This is a genomic window from Flavobacterium sp. PLA-1-15, assembly GCF_049060005.1.
Classification (GTDB): Bacteria; Bacteroidota; Bacteroidia; order Flavobacteriales; family Flavobacteriaceae; genus Flavobacterium.
In genome coordinates this window covers 36,870-59,716 of record NZ_JBMGQS010000017.1, presented here as the reverse complement: position 1 = coordinate 59,716, position 22,847 = coordinate 36,870, and the positions used below count along the sequence as shown (strand labels likewise).

The 22,847-nt window shown below is 38.0% G+C and carries 17 protein-coding genes; 7 read left to right on the top strand and 10 right to left on the bottom strand.

Annotated elements, in window-relative coordinates; all coding sequences use genetic code 11:
* Positions 1-52: 52 nt before the first annotated feature.
* From ACI6PS_RS10900 to ACI6PS_RS10890, 3 genes are all read left to right on the top strand, one after another.
* Complete coding sequence (locus tag ACI6PS_RS10900; RefSeq protein ID WP_421012600.1) at positions 53-4,438, top strand: choice-of-anchor J domain-containing protein; 4,386 nt, start codon at positions 53-55, stop codon at positions 4,436-4,438.
* 285 nt (positions 4,439-4,723) lie between these two features.
* Positions 4,724-5,407, top strand: a complete 684-nt coding sequence (locus ACI6PS_RS10895; protein WP_421012599.1) for a ComF family protein — start codon at positions 4,724-4,726, stop codon at positions 5,405-5,407.
* Between the two features lie 81 nt (positions 5,408-5,488).
* Positions 5,489-7,099, top strand: a complete 1,611-nt coding sequence (locus ACI6PS_RS10890; RefSeq protein ID WP_421012598.1) for an Ig-like domain-containing protein — start codon at positions 5,489-5,491, stop codon at positions 7,097-7,099.
* On the opposite strand, the gene ACI6PS_RS10885 is transcribed toward ACI6PS_RS10890, so the two are convergent.
* From ACI6PS_RS10885 to ACI6PS_RS10855, 7 genes are all read right to left on the bottom strand, one after another.
* Complete coding sequence (locus tag ACI6PS_RS10885; protein ID WP_421012597.1) at positions 7,089-7,856, bottom strand: amidohydrolase; 768 nt, start codon at positions 7,854-7,856, stop codon at positions 7,089-7,091. The two genes, ACI6PS_RS10890 and ACI6PS_RS10885, sit on opposite strands and share 11 nt — an antisense overlap.
* 70 nt (positions 7,857-7,926) lie before the next feature.
* The gene (locus ACI6PS_RS10880; protein WP_421012596.1) at positions 7,927-10,743 is read right to left on the bottom strand and encodes a GH92 family glycosyl hydrolase; all 2,817 of its coding nucleotides are present in this window, start codon (positions 10,741-10,743) and stop codon (positions 7,927-7,929) included.
* Between the two features lie 333 nt (positions 10,744-11,076).
* Positions 11,077-11,820: a succinate dehydrogenase/fumarate reductase iron-sulfur subunit gene (locus tag ACI6PS_RS10875; protein ID WP_421012595.1), complete on the bottom strand. Its 744-nt coding sequence runs from the start codon at positions 11,818-11,820 to the stop codon at positions 11,077-11,079.
* A gap of 57 nt (positions 11,821-11,877) precedes the next feature.
* The gene (locus ACI6PS_RS10870) at positions 11,878-12,237 is read right to left on the bottom strand and encodes a four helix bundle protein (protein WP_421012594.1); all 360 of its coding nucleotides are present in this window, start codon (positions 12,235-12,237) and stop codon (positions 11,878-11,880) included.
* Between the two features lie 65 nt (positions 12,238-12,302).
* Entirely contained in the window at positions 12,303-14,303 is a 2,001-nt protein-coding gene (locus tag ACI6PS_RS10865; protein ID WP_421012593.1) for a fumarate reductase/succinate dehydrogenase flavoprotein subunit, read from the bottom strand.
* A gap of 15 nt (positions 14,304-14,318) precedes the next feature.
* A complete protein-coding gene (locus ACI6PS_RS10860) occupies positions 14,319-15,152 on the bottom strand; it encodes a succinate dehydrogenase cytochrome b subunit (RefSeq protein WP_421012592.1) in 834 nt (277 codons plus the stop codon).
* Positions 15,153-15,370: 218 nt separating this feature from the next.
* Positions 15,371-16,222: a ChaN family lipoprotein gene (locus ACI6PS_RS10855; protein ID WP_421012591.1), complete on the bottom strand. Its 852-nt coding sequence runs from the start codon at positions 16,220-16,222 to the stop codon at positions 15,371-15,373.
* A 195-nt stretch (positions 16,223-16,417) separates the two neighbouring features.
* Here ACI6PS_RS10855 and ACI6PS_RS10850 point away from each other — a divergent pair, with 195 nt between their 5' ends.
* The 3 genes from ACI6PS_RS10850 (at position 16,418) to ACI6PS_RS10840 (ending at position 19,779) form a co-directional block, all read left to right on the top strand.
* Complete coding sequence (locus ACI6PS_RS10850; RefSeq protein WP_421012590.1) at positions 16,418-17,779, top strand: hydroxymethylglutaryl-CoA synthase family protein; 1,362 nt, start codon at positions 16,418-16,420, stop codon at positions 17,777-17,779.
* Positions 17,780-17,818: 39 nt separating this feature from the next.
* A complete protein-coding gene (locus tag ACI6PS_RS10845) occupies positions 17,819-18,415 on the top strand; it encodes a Crp/Fnr family transcriptional regulator (protein WP_421012589.1) in 597 nt (198 codons plus the stop codon).
* A 71-nt stretch (positions 18,416-18,486) separates the two neighbouring features.
* A complete protein-coding gene (locus ACI6PS_RS10840; RefSeq protein ID WP_421012588.1) occupies positions 18,487-19,779 on the top strand; it encodes an aminopeptidase P family protein in 1,293 nt (430 codons plus the stop codon).
* Positions 19,780-19,866: 87 nt separating this feature from the next.
* Here ACI6PS_RS10840 and ACI6PS_RS10835 read toward each other — a convergent pair whose 3' ends face one another.
* From ACI6PS_RS10835 to ACI6PS_RS10825, 3 genes are all read right to left on the bottom strand, one after another.
* The gene (locus tag ACI6PS_RS10835; RefSeq protein WP_421012587.1) at positions 19,867-20,250 is read right to left on the bottom strand and encodes a DoxX family protein; all 384 of its coding nucleotides are present in this window, start codon (positions 20,248-20,250) and stop codon (positions 19,867-19,869) included.
* A 4-nt stretch (positions 20,251-20,254) separates the two neighbouring features.
* A complete protein-coding gene (locus ACI6PS_RS10830; RefSeq protein ID WP_421012586.1) occupies positions 20,255-21,403 on the bottom strand; it encodes an ATP-binding protein in 1,149 nt (382 codons plus the stop codon).
* A 65-nt stretch (positions 21,404-21,468) separates the two neighbouring features.
* The gene (locus tag ACI6PS_RS10825; RefSeq protein WP_421012585.1) at positions 21,469-22,029 is read right to left on the bottom strand and encodes a sugar O-acetyltransferase; all 561 of its coding nucleotides are present in this window, start codon (positions 22,027-22,029) and stop codon (positions 21,469-21,471) included.
* Positions 22,030-22,141: 112 nt separating this feature from the next.
* On the opposite strand from ACI6PS_RS10825, the gene ACI6PS_RS10820 reads away from it, so the two are divergent.
* The gene (locus tag ACI6PS_RS10820) at positions 22,142-22,801 is read left to right on the top strand and encodes a hypothetical protein (protein WP_421012584.1); all 660 of its coding nucleotides are present in this window, start codon (positions 22,142-22,144) and stop codon (positions 22,799-22,801) included.
* Positions 22,802-22,847 lie beyond the last annotated feature (46 nt).

Here is a 22,847-nt window from a genome sequence, read left to right as displayed (position 1 = left end):
ATAAGAGTATTGATTTTCGGAAAATTTAAAAAATCAAAAAACCTTAATACCAATGAAAAAAATTACTTTTTGCCTCCTTCTCTTTCTGGCAATGTTGCAAAGTCAAGGGCAGGTGCTTATCGGAAACGGTACCACTTTTAAAAACCTCCCCATTAATCCCAATTATGGATATACCTATTCTCAGTCGATCTATACGGCTGCAGAAATTAATGCTACCGGAAATATTACTGGAATATCCTGGCAATTTACTGGATCTGCAGGAAGCACAATTCCTAACAGTCAGAATTTAAAAATTTTTCTAGGACACACTTCTCAAACCAATTTTGCATCTGGCAGTGATTGGAAACCGATGGCGGAACTTACAGAAGTATATGTTGGAGGAATTACAACGAACGGCCCTGGATGGGTTTCCATCACTTTCGATACACCTTTTCCCTACAACGGAACGGATAATCTTGTCATCGCAACAGCCGAATTACAACAGAATTTCGATGCTTACGGAAATGGATTCATATCTCAGGAAGTAAGCGACAGTCGCTCTCTTGTTTATCAAAGTGACGGGACACCTCCTAACTTTGAAGCCCTGCAAAATGGAAATACTGAAAACTATTTGCCTAACATTATTTTCAGCGGTATCCAAAAGGCTTGTCCTACTCCTTTCTTCTTGAACACAGCCGTAGTAACCAATGACTTTGCGGTTGTGGTTTGGGCCAATGGAGCAACTGGATCAGAAAACAGTAGCCAATATTACCTATCGCAAACTAATGAAGCGCCTAGTTCTTCTACTGAGCCAACAGGATCGGGAAATCCAGCGATGCTTAATGGTTTGCAAGGCGATACGCTTTATCACATTTGGGTGAGAAATTTTTGTAGTGGTACTCCAGGAGAATGGTCTTATTCTACAACTTTTAGAACAGAATGCAACACACAGGCCGATTTTATTGAGAATTTCGATACAACTCCTGTCAATTCACTTCCGGCTTGCTGGTCGTCAATTGTTAGAGGTCCAGGTGTAGGTTCTGGCACAACAACATTAACTTACGAAGGCGAAGCCTTTACAGGTGCTAATAGCGTCCGTCTATTTAATGGATCGGCAGATAATACAGCAGATATAATTTTGGTTTCTCCGAAACTGAGCAATCTGGCTTCGAACACGCATCGTTTGCGTTTTTATGCTGATGCTAATACTACAAGCGGCATTGTCATTGGAACATTAAACAACAATACCAGCACAGCTACTTTCACTCCATTAGATGGTGAAACAATAGAAATTGCTACTCAGTATGCCGAATATAATGTAGATTTTTCAAGCTATACGGGAACTGACACTTATATTGGTTTCCGATTAAATGCCCCTACAACCTACAATCCAGTTAGTTTAGACAATATTCGTTGGGAGCCAGCTCCTGCTTGCGATGATGTTACAGAGATAAGTGTAGACGATACACAGCCTACAACCGCTACAATAAGCTGGGCTGGAGGAAGTGGCAACAACTTTGAAGTGGTGTATGATTTAACTTCAGGAACTATGGATCCATCTACATTAACTGCATCAGCTGAAAATTCGTTCTCAGCAGAATTAACTGGTTTAGCCAACAATTCTTTTTACAATGTATGGGTTAGAAGCACGTGCGGAGATGGTTCAGGATCTTGGATAGGACCTGTGACTTTCAAAACGCATTGTGAGCCTATCGCTGATTTTGTAGAGAATTTTGACACTACTACATCACCAGTTTTACCAACTTGTTGGACTGCATTCATCAGAACTGAAGATGGATTCTCCGCTCCAGTAATTTCAACTACTGCCTCAAACAGTATCACGGCTCCAAACTCAATTTTTATGACTCCTGGATCACATGTCACTGTCGATACCGAAAATGATGCGATTCTTGTTTCTCCAAAACTGAGCACGGTGGGTTCAGGAACACATCGTTTGAAATTTTCGGCGAAAGGTGGCGAAAGTCTTCAAGTTGGAACCATGAGCGGTACGACTAAAAATGCCGTTTTCAACGCTTTAGAAAATGTTGGTCTTACAAATAATTATCAGGAATATACGGTAGACTTTTCAAACTATCAGGGTTCTGATACTTTCTTTGCTATTCGTATTAACAACGCAAGTGCTTATACTTATACCTATATCGAGAATGTAAGATGGGAAATGTCTCCAGCTTGTCCGGATGTACAAAATTTGGTTCTGGAGGCTGTTTCTCCAAGTTCGGCTACAATATCATGGGAAGAAAGCGGAACAGAATCTGCTTGGGAAATTGTTTACGGCGATCCTTCTACAATTGATCCTTCTGGTTTATTACCAATTGTATCTTCTGATTCATACATCAAAGAAATTACTGGTTTAGAAGCCTATACTTCCTATGCTGCTTGGGTTCGTTCGGACTGCGGAACAGATAAAGGAGCCTGGATCGGACCAATTTATTTTAAAACAGATTGTAATCCTGTAACATCTTTAAATGAGAATTTTGATGCTGTCGAAACAAATACTCTTCCGTCATGCTGGACCTCTATTGTTAGGGGAACAACGGGAACAGCTTTTGCAAAAGTAAATTCAAGCTATGCACACAGTCCGTTTAAATCGGTTGAGATGTATAATCAGAATCAAACAGATGATAATGACGTAATACTTGTATCGCCAAATCTTAGCAATATTGGAGCAGGAACACATCGTTTGCGTTTCTACAGTTCTTTCCATAATGCTTCTTCTATCGAGGTGGGAACTTTGGATTCGAATACTCCAAATGCTGTTTTCAACGTTAAACAAGAAATCAATCTTACTAATAATTTTGTTGAATATACTGTTGATTTCACACAATATGCCGGATTGACGGACAACTATATTGGAATCCGTTTGAGCCAAAATGGCACAAACAGCTATGCAAATATTGATGATGTTGTTTGGGAAGTGGCACCATTATGTCCAAGTGTAATAAATGTTGCCGTTACAGACATTACATCTGATACCGCATTCTCCACTTGGGAAATGGGTGAAGAATCTGCTGAGAATTGGGAAATTTCGTATGCAACCTCTAATGTTACAGATCCTAATGCTGGAACAGTAACTGAAACAGCTAACGCACAAGAATATTCTTTTGAAGAATTGACTCCTAATACAGAATATAATGTTTGGGTTCGCTCTACATGCGGTGCTACAAATGGAGAATGGGTTGGTCCAAAAGTGTTCAGAACAAAATGTATTGCCGGAACTACATTCAATGAAAATTTCGACTCAACACCAACAATGTCATTGCCTTCTTGTTGGTCGAAAATCATTAGAGGCGATTTCTATGCCCAAAACTTTGCTTCAGTAAACAATATTGAACTTGATGCTTATTCTGGACCAAATAATGTGTCATTGTTTAATAGCAGTTACAATTCTTCGAACGACATTATTTTAGTTTCGCCTCCGGTAAATAATCTAGATGCTGGAACTCATAAGCTAACCTTTTATTTAAGAGGCGGTAACACTACTGATATGCCTAATATTCAAATAGGAACTTTGAATGACAATTCAAGTACAGCTGTATTTACATCGTTTACTGCTGTAACTGCAACTCCAAACTACACACAGTACACCATTGATTTTTCGGAGTATTTTGGAACTGATCAATACATTGGTATCCGTCACTCGAGCAGTGTTGGAAATAGAGCTATTTATGTAGATAATATTGTATGGGAACCTATAGTTGCAGAAATTTGTCCTGCAATAGCAACTGTTGATGAAAACTTTGATACTACAGCAGTAGATATGCTTCCTGAATGTTGGACTGCTATTTTGAGAGGCCCTACTGAAAATGATATCGATTCTATTTTGGTTAAGGCCACTCCAGGAGTTAGTGCTCCAAATGCAGTAAACCTTTTCAAAGGTATGTCAGGTCCGCTTGACGAACAGATATTGGTTTTACCAAAACTATCCAACCTAAGTGCTGGAACTCACAAATTGACGTTCTCTCACGCAGGACCTCCTTGCCAGATAGAGGTTGGAACTTTGAGTGACAATACCAGTACGGCTGTATTTACGCTGAAAGAAAGTGTTACAGTTGGAACCAACTGGACAGAATCTGTTGTTGATTTTGCCAATTATTCTGGAACCGACACCTACATAGGTTTGCGTTTGAATGGCGGAGATGCACCGTTTGTGGGTATGTTTATCGATAATGTAATCTGGTCAACAGATTTGGGTTCTGGAGCATTCGATACTTCAAAATTTGTTTACTATCCAAACCCGGTTAAAAATATCTTGAACCTGGCTTATGAGCAAAACATCACCAATGTTGCGGTTTATAATTTATTAGGTCAGGAAATCATTACCAAGAATTTCAACGCACAACAGACACAAATTGACATGTCTCGATTGACAACGGGCACTTATATTGTGAAAGTGACTGCTGACAAGGTGAACAAAACATTCAAGATGATTAAAGAATAATTTGTTTTTGTTATTTCTAAAAAGGCTGAAGGTTTCATTACTTTCGGCCTTTTTTTATATATTTATAATTCTTTGGTGCTCTGATAATAGTCTAAAAGATATTATTTAATTACTAAAAGACATTAATTATAATCTAAAAGTCTATTATTTGAATCTAAAAGATATTATTTAATCACTAAAAGACATTAATTATAATCTAAAAGCCTATTATTTGAATCTAAAAGCTTTTAATTAATATCTTTTAGTAATTATCAGTAACTGCATTACCAATCCTTATAAATTATTATGCTAAAAGCCATAACCAATCTATTCTTCCCCAAAGCCTGTGTAGGTTGCGATGCTTTCCTGTTGGCCAATGAAGTAGTGATTTGTGTCAAATGCCGACACGAAATACCTCTGACGAACCATCATCTGCATAAAGAAAATGAAGCTACCGACAAATTCTACGGTCGCATGCCAATAGAATATGGTTCTTGCTTTATGTATTTTCATAAAAAAGGCATCGTCCAAGAAATCATCCACGGGTTGAAATACCACGGTCATGAGGAAATTGGAACGTTGATTGGCGATTGGTATGCCGATGATTTAAAAAAGAATGAAATTCTGAAAACCGTAGATTTCATTATCCCAGTGCCACTTCATCCGAGGAAATTAAAAGAAAGAGGTTACAATCAGGTTACCACTTTTGGAAAATCGCTTTCAGAAAACCTTTCGATTCCATTAGACGAAACCTTATTACAACGCAACGTCTATTCGAAAACCCAAACCTTCAAGAACCTCATCGGAAGAACGGAGAACAGCGAGGCAATATTTGGTGTAACGTACAACGAAAACCACCACAATAAGCACTATCTACTGATTGACGACGTACTGACTTCCGGAGCAACTCTCGAAGCCTGTGGCAGGGCAATTCTGCAAATTCCGGGTGCAAAACTCAGCATTGTCACTATGGCCTATTCGCATTCGTGAGGTATTGCTAATAAATCACTAAAACATTTCATTTACACTAAATATAATTGTTATTTTGTGTCCTACAAATTTCACTTTTATATGTTGAAGATTCCGTACAAGTATATTTTAATCCTTTTAGCGATTGCAATGGTGGGTTGTGCCAAAAGAGGCAACATTACCGGTGGTTTGACCGATACCATTCCGCCCGTTTTAAGGCAGAGCATCCCTAAAAACTTCAGTACTGAATTCAAAGGCAACGAAATAAAGCTAACATTTGATGAATATGTAAAACTAAAGGACGTCAACAAGCAATTGATTGTTTCTCCTCCTATGAACACGCCCCCAATCATTACGCCAACAAATGCCAGCAAATACATCACTATAAAGATAAAAGACACTTTACAGCCAAATACTACTTACAGTTTTAACTTCGGACAGAGTATCCAGGACAATAACGAAGGAAATCCATACCCTCAGTTCAAGTATATTTTTTCAACAGGAACCTATATCGATTCGTTATCGGTAAGCGGAAGCATCAGCGATGCATTGGAAAAAAATGTGGACAATTTTGTTACCGTAATGTTGTATGAAGTGAACGAAAAATTCACCGATTCAATTGTTTACAAGGAAAAACCAAGATATGTAACCAACACACTCGACAGTGCAAGAGTTTGGCAGATTGACAACATCAAGGCTGGAAAATACATGCTGGTAGCGATGAAAGACTACAATAACAATTATCTTTTTGATCCAAAAAAAGACAAGATTGGCTATTTAAAAGAACACATCACGGTTCCAAGTGAGTCAACAAATTATAATCTGCAACTGTTTAACGAAGTTCCCCCATTTAAAGGTTTAAAACCTTCTCAAGCATCCGGAAACCGTGCAACTGTTGGATATGAAGGAAAACCTGAAAAAGCGAAGTTCACGCTTAAAAATGGTGCCGAAGTGTTGCCAACCATCGTCACCAAATTACCCGAAAAAGATTCTGTTCAGATATGGTTCCAGCCGATTAAAGCCGATTCGCTTAACTTGGAAATCGTAAATGAAAATTTCAAGAAAGATTTCTATTTTAAAATAAAAGACCAAAAGAAAGACACGCTTAGTTTTACAGCAAAACCACTCGGAACACTTCATTTTAGGGAGCATTTCGAAATAACTTCTACAACGCCTTTAACCAAGTTTGACAGCACAAAGATCACGCTTAGAAATAAGGATTCCATTATTGTTCCTTATACAACGGAGTACGATGAATTCAACCAAAAATTAAAATTCAATTTCAAGAAAGAACCGCTTGAAAAATATACCATGCTTTTGATGCCGGGTGCTTTGACGGATTTTTATGAGAAGTCAAATGATACTTTAAGTTATAAATTCAGTACGAAAGACCCAGCTGATTATGCAAATCTGACACTGAAACTGGAGAATGTCAACAGATTTCCAATCATTGTTCAGTTGACCGATGATAAAGGAAAAATTCTGGATTCGGAATATTCAACCAACAGTTCAACTATTGTTTTTACTGCTTTTCAACCTAAGAAATTTTTCCTTCGCATTATTTATGATGATAACGGAAATGGAAAATGGGATCCGGGAAGCTATCTCGAAAAACGCCAAGGAGAAGAAGTCATTTATTTCCCGAGAGAACTCGAAGGCAGGTCGAATTGGGATGTTGAAGAAGGTTTGATACTCACACCTACTACTCAATAATTTTAAAATCATCCCGATCATTTAAGAAACCTAACTTTTTTCGGGTTTCCAAGAGTTGTTGCTTGTCCAATTCTGCAATTAGAATCACTTCCTTTTCGGATGATTCTATGATAGTACTTCCAAGAAAATCAATTGCTTGCGAATGCCCCGGATACGGATGATCGTTTCCATCTTCGCCAATTCTATTGACACCAATCGTGTAGCACATGTTTTCGATGGCGCGTGCCTTCAATAATGCGTCCCAAGCAGTAATTCTTGCAGTTGGCCAATTGGCAACATAGAGCAAAAGATCATACTCTTCGGTATTTCGGGAGAAAACAGGAAAACGCAAATCGTAGCAAATAAGCGGACAAATTTTCCAACTTTTATATTCGATGATTAGCTTTTTGGCTCCAGCCGAATACAATTCATCTTCACCCGCCAATGAGAACAGATGCCTCTTGTCGTAATGTTGGATTTCGCCTGACGGAAAAACAAAAAGCAATCGATTATAGAAGTTTTCATTCTCTTTGACGACAAGACTTCCCGTGATGGCTGTATTTCTTGATTTTGCGATGTTTTTAAGCCATGAAACCGAATTTCCTTCCATCGTTTCGGCAATTCCTGTTGGATGCATAGAAAAGCCTGTCGTAAACATTTCCGGCAACACAATCAAATCCACGTCCGAAGCAATGGTATTTATTTTTGCTGTAAAGTTTTGGAGATTCCTTACTGCATCTTCCCAAATAATGTCTGATTGAATTAAAGCTATTTTCATATTTTTTAGGCAATAGCCAATAGTAAATTAGTAATTAGTTCTTTGCTTTTGGCGATTCACTTTTGCCGGTTCACTCAACTGTAATTTCATCAATAAAAATAAAAGCATCACCACCAAAACCTTGATGCCCTTCGGGAAGCTTACCAAAATTATAGGCTTTCACTTTTATATATCTTGCGGTGATATTTTTAAAATCTGTTTTATAATCTACAATTTTAGTCTCATCGTATTTACAATCCAAACTGCTTTCAAATGTTTTAAGTAATTGAAAATTGATATTATCGTTTGAAACATAATATTCTACTTTCGAGGGAAGCAAAATCCAAGAACGCGAATCCTGCAAATACCTTGAATGGATTGCTTTTACTTTTTGAGATTTCTGCAAATCTACAACTGCTTCAAAATCCTGTGATTGATAACCTTGCCAATCACCTTTTCGCCAATTTGTTTCGCCTAGAATTCCATCAATTAAACCCTCATTTCCACCAGCCTGGTATTGCGGATTGTATTTTGATTTGATGTCGATGGTGTAATTGTTTGGTTTTTTGAAGAAAGTGGCTGAGATGGTGTTACTCTGAACAGGCTTTCCATCAATAATTTGTGTAAAATAAACTTCGACTGTTGACGTCTGGTTTATAATTATTTTTTCATCTCTAAACTGGAGAAAAGGTCCGTCATTATTTGACTTATTTAATACTCTATACCGAAAACCCCCAACGTTTGAATGCTTGAAATCTATTTCCAAAGAATCTTTGAAGGATTTACTTTTAGCTTCAATAACTGGAACTGGAATTATATCGTCATAAGCTAGAGTTTCATAAACATCAAAATTCTTCTCAAAGCCAAAATCAGAGTATGTTTCTAAAAATGGTTTATCTATTTGCCTTATTTTTTCTTCTTCTAAATGAACAATTACTTTTTTGAAGTAAGGGTTCGTTGTTGACCAATAGCCCGAATTTCCCGGCGTCACCGAATAAATTCCCATCGAACTCAACACATACCAAGCACTCATTTGTCCACAATCTTCATTTCCGATTAATCCGTCTGGAGTGTTTTTATAGAAATTGTTTAAGATATAATGTACTTTTTCTTTTGTCTTTTCTGGTTTTCCAATATAATTATAAAGATACGCCATGTGATGACTTGGTTCGTTTCCGTGAGCATATTGCCCCATTAAACCCGTAACATCTACTTGTTCTCTTCCAGTAGTTTTACTGTCAGCATTGAACATTTCATCGAGTTTTGCTTCAAATTTTTCAGGGCCTCCGTATGCTTCAATCATTCCAGGAATGTCCTGCGGAACGAAAAACGTATAATGCCACGCATTTCCTTCAGTAAAATTATTGTTGACTTCTCTTGGGTCGAAAGTTTTTTCCCAACCGCCATTCTTTTTTGGACGTATAAAACCCGTTTCCCCATCGAAGAGGTTTTTCCAGTTCTGGGAACGCTTCATAAAGTATTCGTAGTCTTCTTTTTTGTTTAGAATCTTTGCCATTTGTGCAATACACCAATCATCATAGGCATATTCAACGGTTTTGGAAACGGATTCGTGTTCATCATCAATACTGATAAAACCATTCTTTTTATACGCATCCAGACCCAAATGGTCTAGCATTGCAGAATATTTCGAGGCTTCAAATACCTTTTCATAATCAAATCCTTGAATGCCTTTTACCATTGCATCGGCCATAACCGAAACTGAGTGATAGCCAATCATACAATCGGTTTCGTTGGAAGCCAATTCCCAAACGGGTAATCGTCCGCCTTGTTCGTATTGCATCAAAAAGGTATTGATAAAATCGGAAGTTCGCTTTTTATCAATCAACGTATAAAGCGGATGGGCACCTCGGAACGTATCCCAAAGCGAAAAAACCGAATAATAATCGAAGCCTTTTGCGGTATGGATTTGATTGTCGCGACCGCGGTATTTTCCGTCCAAATCTTGCGCGATATTCGGTTGCATTATCGTGTGGTACAAAGCCGTATAAAAAATTGCCAATTTGTCTTTATCTGAAGAAGTGACTTCTATTTTGGATAATTCCTTGTTCCAAAGAGCTTCTGCATCTTTCTTTACTTTTTCAAAATCCCAATGTTTAATTTCGGACATGTTTAGTTTTGCACCTTCGTAACTTGTTGGCGAAAGCGAAACTTTTACTAGAATTTTTTCTCCTTTTTTGACTTGTTTTGACAAACTGATTGACAATAAACTTCCTGCAAAAAAGCTATCGGTAGTTTTTGCTGGAGCAAATGCATTGTTATTCACTTTCGTGATTTGCATCGGCTGATTGAACTCTATTCTGGCATAAACAAATTGATTTCTCGCCCAAGCTTCGCTTCTTCTTAAAACATGAATTGTTTTATCGTTGATGATTTTTACATCGCCTTGCAACAAGATATCGCGATGATTGAGATCGAGAATGATATTGGCTTGACCGGAATTATTAAAAGTATATTCATGAAAACCAACTCGTGTTGAAGTTGTCAAACGCACATCGATAATATCCTTATCTAATTTTACGGCATAAAATCCCGCTGATGCTTTTTCATTTGTATGCGAGAATTTCGAAGAATAGTCTTTTTTGTCAAGGCTTGGTTTTCCCATTGTTGGCATTAGCATAATATCTCCAAAATCGGAAACTCCAGTTCCATTTAAATGCGTATGTGAAAACCCATAAATCACATTATCGGAATAATGATAGCCCGAACATCCGTCCCAACTGCCGTCGATTCTGGTATCCGGCGAAAGTTGCACCATTCCGAACGGTACTGTAGCTCCTGGAAATGTGTGTCCGTGACCGCCTGTTCCGATAAATGGATTTACATATTGCTGATAGTTTTGGGAAAATGAAATCGTTGAAACAAGTAATAGCAGGGATAGGTATTTCATTATGGTTGTTTTGTCTTTCAAATATAAGGAAATATTTTCGAGGCAATTGAATCGTGGGCGATATGGACAAGTTCGCTCCTAGCCCCGATTACTTCACATTATATTATTTCAAGAGGAGTTCAGTGAATTTCATTTGTAGTGGAAACCTCGGAAACGAAAAAGCCAGTGTTTTTTGAGATAAAAAAGCGACCGAAGGAAGCTCTTTTTATCTTTTAAAAACACGGCTTTTTTGTTGAGGAGTTGAAACGGAAAGCGGGATTGGCTTCTAAAAAAAACGCACCTGAAATTTACAGATGCGCTTTTAGTTTTGCCTTTTGGCTATTTTCTTTTGGCTTATTTGATGCTTGCCACCAAATATTCTCTGTTCATACGAGCGATGTTTTCAAGCGAAATCCCTTTTGGGCATTCTACTTCGCATGCTCCTGTGTTGGTACAGTTACCGAAACCTTCGTGGTCCATTTGGTTCACCATATTCAATACACGGTCGTGTGCTTCCACTTTTCCTTGTGGCAATAATGCAAACTGCGATACTTTTGCAGAAACGAACAGCATCGCTGATGAGTTTTTACATGTTGCCACACAAGCTCCACATCCGATACACGTAGCGGCGTCGAATGAACGATCGGCATCGTGTTTGTTGATTGGAATTGCATTGGCATCGATCGTATTTCCTGAAGTATTCACGGAAATAAATCCTCCTGCATGCTGGATCCTGTCGAAAGAACTTCTGTCTACAACCAAATCTTTGATTACCGGGAATGCTTTTGCACGGAAAGGTTCGATAAAAATCGTATCGCCGTCCTTGAACATTCTCATGTGCAATTGACAAGTTGTAACGCCTCTATCTGGTCCGTGGGCCTCACCATTGATGAAAAGCGAGCACATTCCGCAGATTCCTTCGCGACAATCGTGGTCAAAAGCAACTGGATCTTCTCCTTTATCGATTAATTGCTCGTTTAGAACATCAAGCATCTCAAGGAAAGACATATCTGGAGAAACATCATCAATTTTATAGTCAACGATTTTCCCTGTTTCTTTAGCGTTTTTCTGACGCCATATTTTTAATGTAAGTTTCATCTTTTTTTAGTGTATTAGCCAAAAGGCAATAGGCAAAAGCTAGCTGTGTTATCTAAATTATTTGCTTAAAGACTTTATGAAGGCGTTTAACATTTTACTTTCTTCAGTAATTAATTCTATTATTTCATTAAATCTTGAATCGCTAATGAAATTCAATTCTTTCGCGATAATTATCTGTGTTTCTAACTCAAATAGTGAACCTCTTGAAATTCTTAAAAACTGAATGTAGCTTTGTGTTGAATCTCTGCCCCATCCTTCAGCTATATTAGAAGGAATTGATACTGAAGCTCTTTTTATTTGATTTTGTAATCCAAAAATTTCGTCTTTTGGAAAACCCTCTAAATTGTTGTAAACTAATTTTACTATTGCAATGCCTTTCTGCCAAATCAGCAAATCTTTATAGGTTTGTACACTCATTCTTTTTGGCTTTTACTTTTCGATTTACTGCTGTTAACTTTTGCCTATTGGCTAATGACTCTTGCCTATTTGTAACTACGTTGTACTAATTTCACGTTATCGAAAACCAATGGTTCTTTGTGCAAAATTGCCTCGCTCGGTTTTCCTTTGTATTCCCAAGCGGCAACGTATGCGAAATTCTCATCGTCACGCAATGCTTCTCCTTCTTCTGTTTGGTATTCTTCACGGAAGTGTCCTCCACAAGATTCATTTCTATGCAAGGCATCTTTTGCGAAAAGCTCTCCCAATTCAAGGAAATCGGCAACACGCATCGCTTTTTCCAACTCTTGGTTGAAACTATCCAATGTTCCAGGAACTTTTACATCTCTGTGAAACTCTTCACGTAAGGCAGCGATTTCAACGATTGCCTCGTTCAAACCTTTGGCATTACGAGCCATACCTACTTTGTCCCACATAATCTTACCTAATTTTTTGTGGAAATGGTCAACAGAGTGTGTTCCGTTATTGTTGATGAATTTGTTCAACTGCTCTCTAACGTTGTTTTCAGCTTCTACGAATTCTGGTAAATCTGTAGAAATTTTTCCAGTTTTGATGTCTGGAGCCAAATAATCTCCAATGGTGTAAGGCAATACGAAATATCCATCGGCCAAACCTTGCATCAAAGCAGAAGCTCCCAATCTGTTTGCTCCGTGGTCAGAGAAATTCGATTCTCCGATTGAGAAACAACCTGGGATTGTAGTTTGCAAATTATAATCAACCCACGTGCCGCCCATTGTGTAGTGAACTGCCGGATAGATCATCATAGGAGCCTCATACGGATTCTCATCTACGATTTTATAATACATTTGAAACAAGTTACCGTATTTATTTTTGATAACTTCTTTTCCTAATTTTTTCACCAAAGCTTCATCATTTCCATCTAAATGCTGGATCAATGCTTGCTCTTTTCCGTAACGTACAATCGCCGCTGCAAAATCCAGATAAACTGCCTCACCCGTTTTGTTTACACCAAAACCAGCATCACATCTTTCTTTTGCCGCACGAGAAGCAACGTCACGAGGAACCAAGTTACCAAAAGATGGGTATCTTCTTTCCAAGTAATAATCTCTTTCTTCTTCCGATAAATCGGTTGGTTTCTTTTTCCCTTCACGGATTGCTTTCGCATCTTCCAATGATTTAGGAACCCAAATTCTACCGTCATTTCTCAATGATTCCGACATCAACGTCAGTTTTGACTGGTGATCTCCCGAAACCGGAATACACGTTGGGTGAATTTGTGTATAACAAGGATTTGCAAAAAATGCTCCTTTTTTATGTATTTTCCAAGCTGCTGTCGCGTTACTTCCCATTGCATTCGTAGAAAGGAAAAATACGTTTCCGTATCCTCCAGAAGCAATTACAACTGCGTGAGCTGAGTGTCTTTCTATTTCTCCTGTAATCAAATTACGAGCGATGATTCCTCTTGCTTTTCCGTTAACGATAACTAAATCTAGCATTTCGTGACGGTTGTGCATTTTGATTTTTCCACGACCGATTTGACGGTTCATTGCAGAATAGGCTCCTAATAATAATTGCTGTCCAGTTTGTCCCGCTGCGTAGAACGTTCTAGAAACCAATGTTCCACCAAAAGAACGGTTGTCCAAAAGTCCGCCATATTCACGAGCCAACGGAACACCTTGTGCAACACATTGGTCGATGATATTTGCAGAAACTTCCGCTAGACGATGAACATTTGCTTCACGAGCACGGTAGTCACCACCTTTTACTGTATCGTAAAATAAACGGAAAGTTGAATCTCCATCTCCTTGATAGTTCTTTGCAGCGTTGATACCACCTTGAGCTGCAATTGAGTGTGCTCTACGAGGTGAATCTTGAAAGCAAAATGCTTTTACGTTATATCCTAATTCAGCTAAAGTTGCGGCGGCAGAACCACCAGCAAGTCCCGTTCCAACTACGATAATATCAATATTTCGCTTATTGGCTGGGTTCACTAAATTAATATGATTTTTATAATCTGTCCATTTGTCCGAAATTGGACCTGCAGGAATTTTTGAATCTAAACTCATGATTTGTATATTCTATTATTTAGCAAAGAAGTGAATGTATATTGGAATAATTGCGAATAAAAGTGGTACTATGATCGCAAAACCTTTTCCGAAGCCTCTGATTAATCCATTGTATTTTGGATTGTTCAACCCTAAAGATTGGAAGGCGCTTGCAAAACCGTGTAGTAAATGGAAAGCTAAAACAGCCATTGCAATTACATAAAGAATTGTAGCAATCAATCCGAATTTTGCATCTTGAAAAAAGGCAAACGTAATTTTATGCAAATCCTTGTAACCTTCTTTGATTTTTACATCGGCACCTGTATCATAAAACTCAGTCCTGTTTTTAATAGTAACTAATTTTTGCTCTACTCGTACTTTTGGCAGATAATCTCCATCCGTAGTCAAATAAAGTTCTTGCTTCATTCCGCCACCTGTGTCAACCATTATCGTCTGTAAAGGCATGTTTTCATCAAAATGCATCTTTGCCCAGAAATTTACCATGTGCGTTACAATGAAAACCAAAATCAAGGTTCCCAAAACCGCCATATTTCTTGATGCCCAAGCCGAATTAGCCGAAGCATTTTCTTTTGCATAACGAATTGGTCTTGCTCTTCTGTTTTGTACAGTTAGCAAAATACCGTCAATTGCGTGGAAAAGAATTGAAATGTAGGTAACGTAGGACAACAATTTAACCGCCGGATTGGTGGTCATAAACAATGCATATTGGTTGAACTGTAATGCATCTCCGAAAATAAGCTGTAAGTTTCCAGCCAAGTGACCTGCTAAAAACGTGCATAAAAATAAACCTGTTAGAGCCATCCAGTACTTTTTCGCTAGCGATGACTTTAAGATTGCAGATTTTGCCATAATGTTATTTGTGTGTTTAAAAAAATCACACAAAAATAAGGCATATTCAAATTAACTACAACCTTTTCGACCTATTTATAATCAGTATAAAGTGATGCTATTTTACAGCAAATCAAGGATAAAATTTCGCTCTAAATAATTTTACACCTTAAATAACCGCAAAAACCTAATTTTAAAGTTAAAATCAAGCTTTAAAATGCTGAAAATGAATTTGAAAATTAATAGGTTTTCGTCACGTCTTCATCCACAACAATTATAAAATCCGCAAGCTTTAGGTTTTCTTTTTCCAATTTCGAGATGTCTTTTTGAGAAACTGTTGCGATTGTCATAATCTTGATGGCTGGTTTTCCTTGTTTCAAATACCAATTAATTCCGTCGAAATTATCACTGTGATAGGTTCCGTTGTAATGCACGAAAACAGAATTTGGTTTTAAGTTTTGTAAGATGAAATGGCCCATTGTTGCATCTTTAATGGCTTGTGCTTTTGGCATAGTTTCACTTGCATGATCACCCATCATTTCAAGCATTTTCACATATCCCGGAAGATTTTTATCATAAGCTATTGGCAACGGAGCGATCCACGTTTTTTCTTCTGCCGATAATTTATCCAACGCTTGAAAATCTTGCTTGTAAACCAAACTTGCGTACCTTCTTGGCACATTCGTAGCAATGAAATTGATTTTTTTCTCTTTCGCAAAATCCACCAAAGGTTTGTAATCGGTTTTATGATTGTTCCAAAGTCGGGCCAATGTATCAAATGCTTTCTGGTTGATTTCGTCTTTTAGATATTGATCCAATTGTTTTTGGTTGTCGGCTTCAATCATTTCGGCACCTAAAACCAATTGCTTTTTTTCGGCTAAATCTTTTGTAAATTCCAATTGTAACCAATGGATGATCGAATTATCATGATGCTCTCCAAACAAAACAACCTCGGCACTTTCAGCCTGTTTGAGCATTTTTGCATAAGACGTTTTCTTTCCATTAACATCAAAAATCTGATAAGGAAGTTTGTCTTGGGCAATTGTATTTAAAGAAAGAACGAATGCGAGTATTGCGAAAATATATTTCATTTCAAATATTTTAAAGTCGTGCTAAATTAACCATAAATAGAAAGGTTGCCAAACTAAAATTGCCGAATTCATAATTTAAAATATCCTTTTTTCTAAATTCAATAAAAATGAAAAACATGCGTTAATTCAACCATAAAACGAACGCTTTTATTAAGAGAGAATCCTAATTTTAGCATTTCAAAAGTTACCCTAAAAATGAGAACAGGAATTGATGCCATTGCATTTGATGTGGCCAAAATACATTTATCCATTCAGACTTTGGCGAAAGCCCGAAACATCGAACCCGAAAAACTTGAAAAAGGTTTGGGATTGATTAATATGACGTTGCCGGATGTGCATCAGGACACTGTAGTTTTAGGTGCAAATGCGCTTACGAAACTCATTCTTCAAAACGATATCGACCTGAGCGAGATTTCTAGAATCTATGTCGGAACCGAAAGTGGCATCGACAATTCCAAACCCATTGCATCGTTCCTGATCGCTTTGATGGAACAAAAATTTGGCGAAAACAGCCTTGCAGAATGCGATGCCGTCGATTTTACATTTGCCTGTATTGGTGGTGTTGATGCCTTGCAAAATTGCCTGGATTTCGTTCGATTGAACACTAATAAAAAAGCGATTGTCGTAACCACCGATATTGCAAAATACGATTTGAATTCTACCGGAGAATATACGCAAGGTGCCGGTGCTTTGGCGATGCTTGTCACTTCAAGTCCTCGTATAATTGCTTTTGACAACAATTGGACGGTGAGCACAAAAGGTGTTTTTGATTTCTTCAAACCCTACCATCACCTTTCGAAAGAAGCAATCACAGGAAATAAAAACAACGATTCTTGGTTCGGAAATTTGGAAAGCGAAATTGAAATCCACAAGGACCAACCTGTTTTTGATGGACAATATTCCAACCAATGTTATACCGATAGGACACGTGATGCTTATTTCGCCTTAAAGGATCTTAAAAATACCGAAGAATCGCTTTACACTACTTGGGAAAAAATCATCATGCATCTTCCGTATGCGTTTCAAGGTAGGAGAATGCTTCCTGAGATTTATGCCTTGGATGCTCCTAAAAAAATACTTTCAGGCGATGAGGATGCTTCAGAATTTCAAAATAAATTAAAAGACCTTAGCAAAACAGAAGCCTACAAATCATTTGTTTCTAAAAAATTACAACCTGCCGAACGCGCTTCTTCGCTGATCGGAAATTTATACACCGGTTCTATTTTTATGGGATTGCTTTCTACTTTGGCAAATGCTTCCGAAAAAAACTTAGAGCTTGAAGGCAAAAAGATTGGCTTCCTTGCTTATGGTTCTGGGTCAAAATCAAAAGTTTTTGAAGGTGTTATGCAGCTTGACTGGAAATCGGCTATTGCCAATGTAAAACTATTCGAAACCTTGGCTGAAAGTTTTGAGATTGATTTTGAAACCTATGAAAAGCTTCATAAAAAAGAGCTTAAAAATGCTGTTCGCACACCAAAACAAGAATGGGTTTTAGACCGAATTGAAAAAGAAATCCCGAATCTGATGGGTGCGAGGTATTATAAATGGGTGGAGTAACAACGCTTCCGTTTGCTTTTTTTAGGTAATTTTGTCGTTATGAAAGCAGTGGCAAAACCTACGAATTTTTTAGACTATCTGACAGAATTTGCCAATCCTGTGGACGATTCGTTTATTGAACTTCTCGAAAAATCAAAAGATTCATTTAGATTATTATCCCTTAAAAAGAATGATTTCTTTGTGAAAGAAGGAGCAATTTGCGAATATTTCTGCTATGTGGAAAGTGGCATTTTGCAACATTCGATTATGGTTGAAGACGAAGAGAAAACAACTTATCTCGCCTTGCGAAATTCCGTTACCAGTTCGCTCAGCAGTTTTCTGTTCAACAAACCTTCGCGAAAGAACATCAAAGCCATTTCCGATTGCAAGCTTTGGATTGTCGATTTGAAAACCTTTAAAAACCTCATCGAAAATAACGAAGCCTTTCATCAATTTTATTATAATCTAATTGAAAAACAACTTTGCCTTATAGACGATTACCGCATTGATTTGCTAACACTTTCTCCAGAAGAACGGTACCATAAATTATTGGCTACTGAACCTAAATTGCTTCAAGAAGTGCCTCTTCATTACCTTTCCTCCTTTCTCGGAATTTCTTCCAGGCACATGAGCCGTATCCGAAAAAACATAAAATAACGCCATTTGGCTAGTTTTTACAATGAATCTTTCCCTAATTTTGATACACATAATTATCAAAGCATTTAGATATGAAATACCATCAAATTGATCGCAATTTATTTATAAAAAACCGCGCAAAATTTACGGCTCAAATGAAGCCAAACAGCGTTGCGATTTTTAATTCCAATGATATCTATCCGGTTTCGGCCGACAGCACCTTGCCGTTTGCACAACACCGCGACATCTTTTATTTAAGCGGAGTGGACCAAGAGGAAAGCATCTTGTTGCTTTTTCCAGATGCTCCATACGAACATTTGAAGCAGATTCTTTTCTTGAAAGAAACCAGCGAGCACATCGCAATTTGGGAAGGTGAAAAGCTGACAAAAGAACGTGCTTTTGAAGTTTCGGGTATCAAAACCGTAATCTGGCTGCAGGATTTCCATAAGACGTTGAAGGAAATTATGGCGTATTCCGATACGATGTATATTAATACCAACGAGCATTATCGTGCTTCGATTGATACGCAAACACGTGAAGACCGCTTTATAAAATGGTGGAAGGAAAATTATCCAGCCCACAAGGTGGAGAAATCAAACCCGATCTTGCAACGTTTACGTTCGGTTAAGGAAACAGAAGAGTTGGATTTGATTCAAAATGCCTGCAACATCACCGAAAAAGGTTTCAGAAGATTATTATCGTTTGTAAAACCAAATGTAACCGAATATGAAATCGAAGCCGAATTGATTCACGAATTTGTTCGCAACCGTTCAAAAGGATTTGCTTATACGCCCATCATCGCTTCGGGAAATAACGCCAACGTTTTGCATTACATCGAAAACAACCAGCAATGTAAAGCGGGGGATTTGATTCTGTTGGATGTTGCCGCAGAATATGCTAATTATTCAAGCGATTTGTCGAGAACAATTCCCGTTTCTGGAAGATATTCTGAAAGACAAAAAGCGGTTTACAATGCGGTTTTAAGAGTGAAAAACGAAGCTACAAAAATACTTACACCGGGAACGCTTTGGAAACAATATCATGTGGAAGTGGGCAAATTAATGACTTCTGAACTGTTAGGTCTAGGTCTTATTGACAAGGCAGATGTGCAGAACGAAAATCCTGATTGGCCGGCCTACAAGAAATATTTCATGCACGGAACTTCCCACCACATGGGACTTGACACTCATGATTATGGATTGTTGCACGAACCAATGCAAGCCAATATGGTCTTTACCGTAGAGCCTGGAATCTATATTCCTGCTGAAGGCTTCGGAATCCGTTTGGAGGATAATGTTGTGGTCCAGGAATCAGGCGAACCATTCAACTTAATGCGCAATATTCCGATTGAAGTGGAGGAAATTGAAGGATTGATGAATAATTAGTAGTCGGTCACAGTTTACAGATATAAAAAAACGGTTTGCAATTGCAAGCCGTTTTTTTATATCTGTTTTGTTTTATGAATCGAAGATTCAACTCAACCAATAACAAGCCATAACAGCCGGAATAAAATAAATTACAATCGTTCTGGCTCCATCATAATCCTTTGCCATTCGTTGTCCAACCAGTAAAAAGATTAAGGTGATACACGAAAAAATAGCACCATAAAGTCCGAAGGTTCTTCCGTTACTGATGAGTAATTCGATACAGCCTGAGATACACAAAATTCCCGAAACCAATTCTAAAACCAAAATCAGAAACAACGAAAAAGGAACCATATTTCGAATAGGAGTTTTTGCGAAATGACCTTTCAACCAATCCAAATTATCTTTCCAATACATCGTTTTGTCGTAGGCCGATTGGATGAACGTTACAGCTAAAAGAACCAATACTAAAATCGTGGCAATGTTGAACATAGTTTTATTTTTTATGAATTAAACGTGTGAGTTTTATAGACAAATCGGTCAGGATGATCTTCGCATTTCCGTTTCGTTCGATGTGGTAGATAGCATCCGAAAGTTCCTTGAAGATATCGTTGATGTTGTTCCCGTTTACAAACGGAGCAAAATTTTCGAGCTTGAATTTCTCCACCTTTGGCTCCATATATACCAAGCTTGTCGTCTGGTAATTCAACAGCAAGGCCTGACGAAACATATCGATACAAAACTGCAAAAACTTTTTCTGTGTTTCCCTTCCCAAGGTTGCAATCTGCTCACTCCATTGAATCAAGTCGTTGATGGCCGCCGCATTCCCCTTAGCCCTAAAAGCCGCACGAACCCACAATACAAACCATTCTTCAAACGGCAATTCCTCACCGTCTTCGTGCAAGAGGTGCATCGCCTTGTTGAAATTTCCCTGAGCCTGATGCGCCACTTTCTTGGCCGTTCTTGGGTCGATGTTTTCTCTCGTAACCAACGCCTGGGCAATCACATTTTCGTTCAAACCATTAAAATGCAACACCTGACAACGCGAACGAATCGTTTGGATGATGTCTTCTTCGTTTTCAGAAATCAAGAGGAATAACGTCTTGTCAGTTGGTTCTTCTAGCAATTTCAAAAGTTTGTTCGAGGAAGCAATGTTCATCTTGTCGGCCATCCAAATAATGATCACTTTATAACCGCCTTCGTAGGACTTCAATGCCAATGATTTAAGGATCGATTCTGCATCTTCCACTCGGATTTCCCCTTGCTTGTTCTGGACTCCCAGCGTCCTATACCAATCAAACAAGCCTCCATACGGATGTTCCTGAATAAAAGCCCTCCATTCTGTGAGGAAGTCGATACTTTTGGGTTTGGTTTTTACGCTGTCGGTCGTTACCGTTGGGTATATAAAATGCAGATCAGGATGTGAAATGCTTTCAAATTTCAAGTTACAGCTCTCGTTGCCACCTTCATTCTCACTGCCTTGATTGTTGCACAAAATATATTGCGCATAGGCAATCGCCATCGGCAAAGTACCGCTCCCTTCCGGGCCAATAAAAAGCTGTGCATGCGGAATCCTTCCCGAAGCCGCACTCTTGGTCAGATGGCTCTTGATGTATTCTTGTCCTAATATTTCTGAAAACTGCATAGGGCAAAGATATTTAATTTTATGGAGATATAGTCGCTTAGTTACTGAGGCACTTAGTTGCTAAGTTACTGCTCGTTGAGCTTCCTAATCACCTTCGCAGGATTGCCCACAGCCAATGAATTCGCCGGAATATCCTTCGTAACCACCGAACCAGCACCAATCACACAGCCATTGCCTATGGTCACACCCGGACAAATAACCGAGTTCCCGCCAATCCAGCAATCATCGCCGATAACGACCGGCTTTGAAAGTTCCAAGACACGACGGGTTTCAATGTCCAACGGATGCGAAGCTGTATAGATATGAGCTCCCGGACCAAACATTACATTCGTACCGATGCTGATTTTCATCGTATCGAGCACCACGCAGTTCACATTGAAATACACGTTTTCGCCACACTCAATGTTGTAGCCATAATCACAATGAAAAGGCGGTTCAAGATGCACCACTCCTTTGCTGTTCGGAATCAATTCGGCAATGAGCTTGCGGGTGTTTTTGTTCATCCAGTATTCCGTCACGTTTATTTTATGGAGCAATTTCTTGGCACGGATTCTTTCTGCAGATAGTTCTTTATCATTAGCGAGGTACAATTCTCCTGCCAGCATTTTTTCTTTTTCGGTTTTCATGAGATGATTTTTAAGGCTTCCTCAAATATAATTGAAATGATTTAGGGTGCGGAAATTATTTTAGTAGATTTGTTTTTCATAGAATATTCTTTTGAATAAAAAGCACAATACAATGTTGGTACAATATAGGAATTTTGATAAGAAGATTATAACTGAACATCAAGCTTTAGGATCACATTATAAAGATTTTATTGACCTAAATGGTTTATTAAAAATAAGAGAGTCAAAATTAGATTCGAAGGTTGAGAGTGTTCTTTACTATAAAGAAAAAGATGAAGACGAAATCGAAATCGTGTCAGTCTATGACAACATAAATTCTATTGATTCGCTTTACATAAGAGAAAGAGAAATTTATGGAGCATATTTAATAGAAAAAGAATGTGCATATTTTAAAAATTTAGAGTTAGGAAAATTAGAACTTCAATCATCCATTATTAAATGGCTTTATAATTCAAATGTCGATAATATTTCTTATGAAATGATTGATCCAACGCTTCCTATCAAGGATCCTCATCATAGAGTTGTTAATAAAACTTACTATTTAAATGGACCCGAATGTAACGACGAACAAAGATCTTACATAACGACTGGATATAGAGGGTATAATGAAACTTTCGATTATATGGCTTATGTAAAAGTTGGGCAAAGTTTTGATGACCAAGATATCGAATATATGGATTTAGAAGCAACAACAAAGTTTATGTCAGCTTTAGGAATTTCGCAAAAAATGCAGAATTGGTTTCTTAATGACGATCTGTTGCCTCCAGAATAGTTTTTCAAATGCCACTGATTCGTACTCTGTATCCACAAAAAAATTT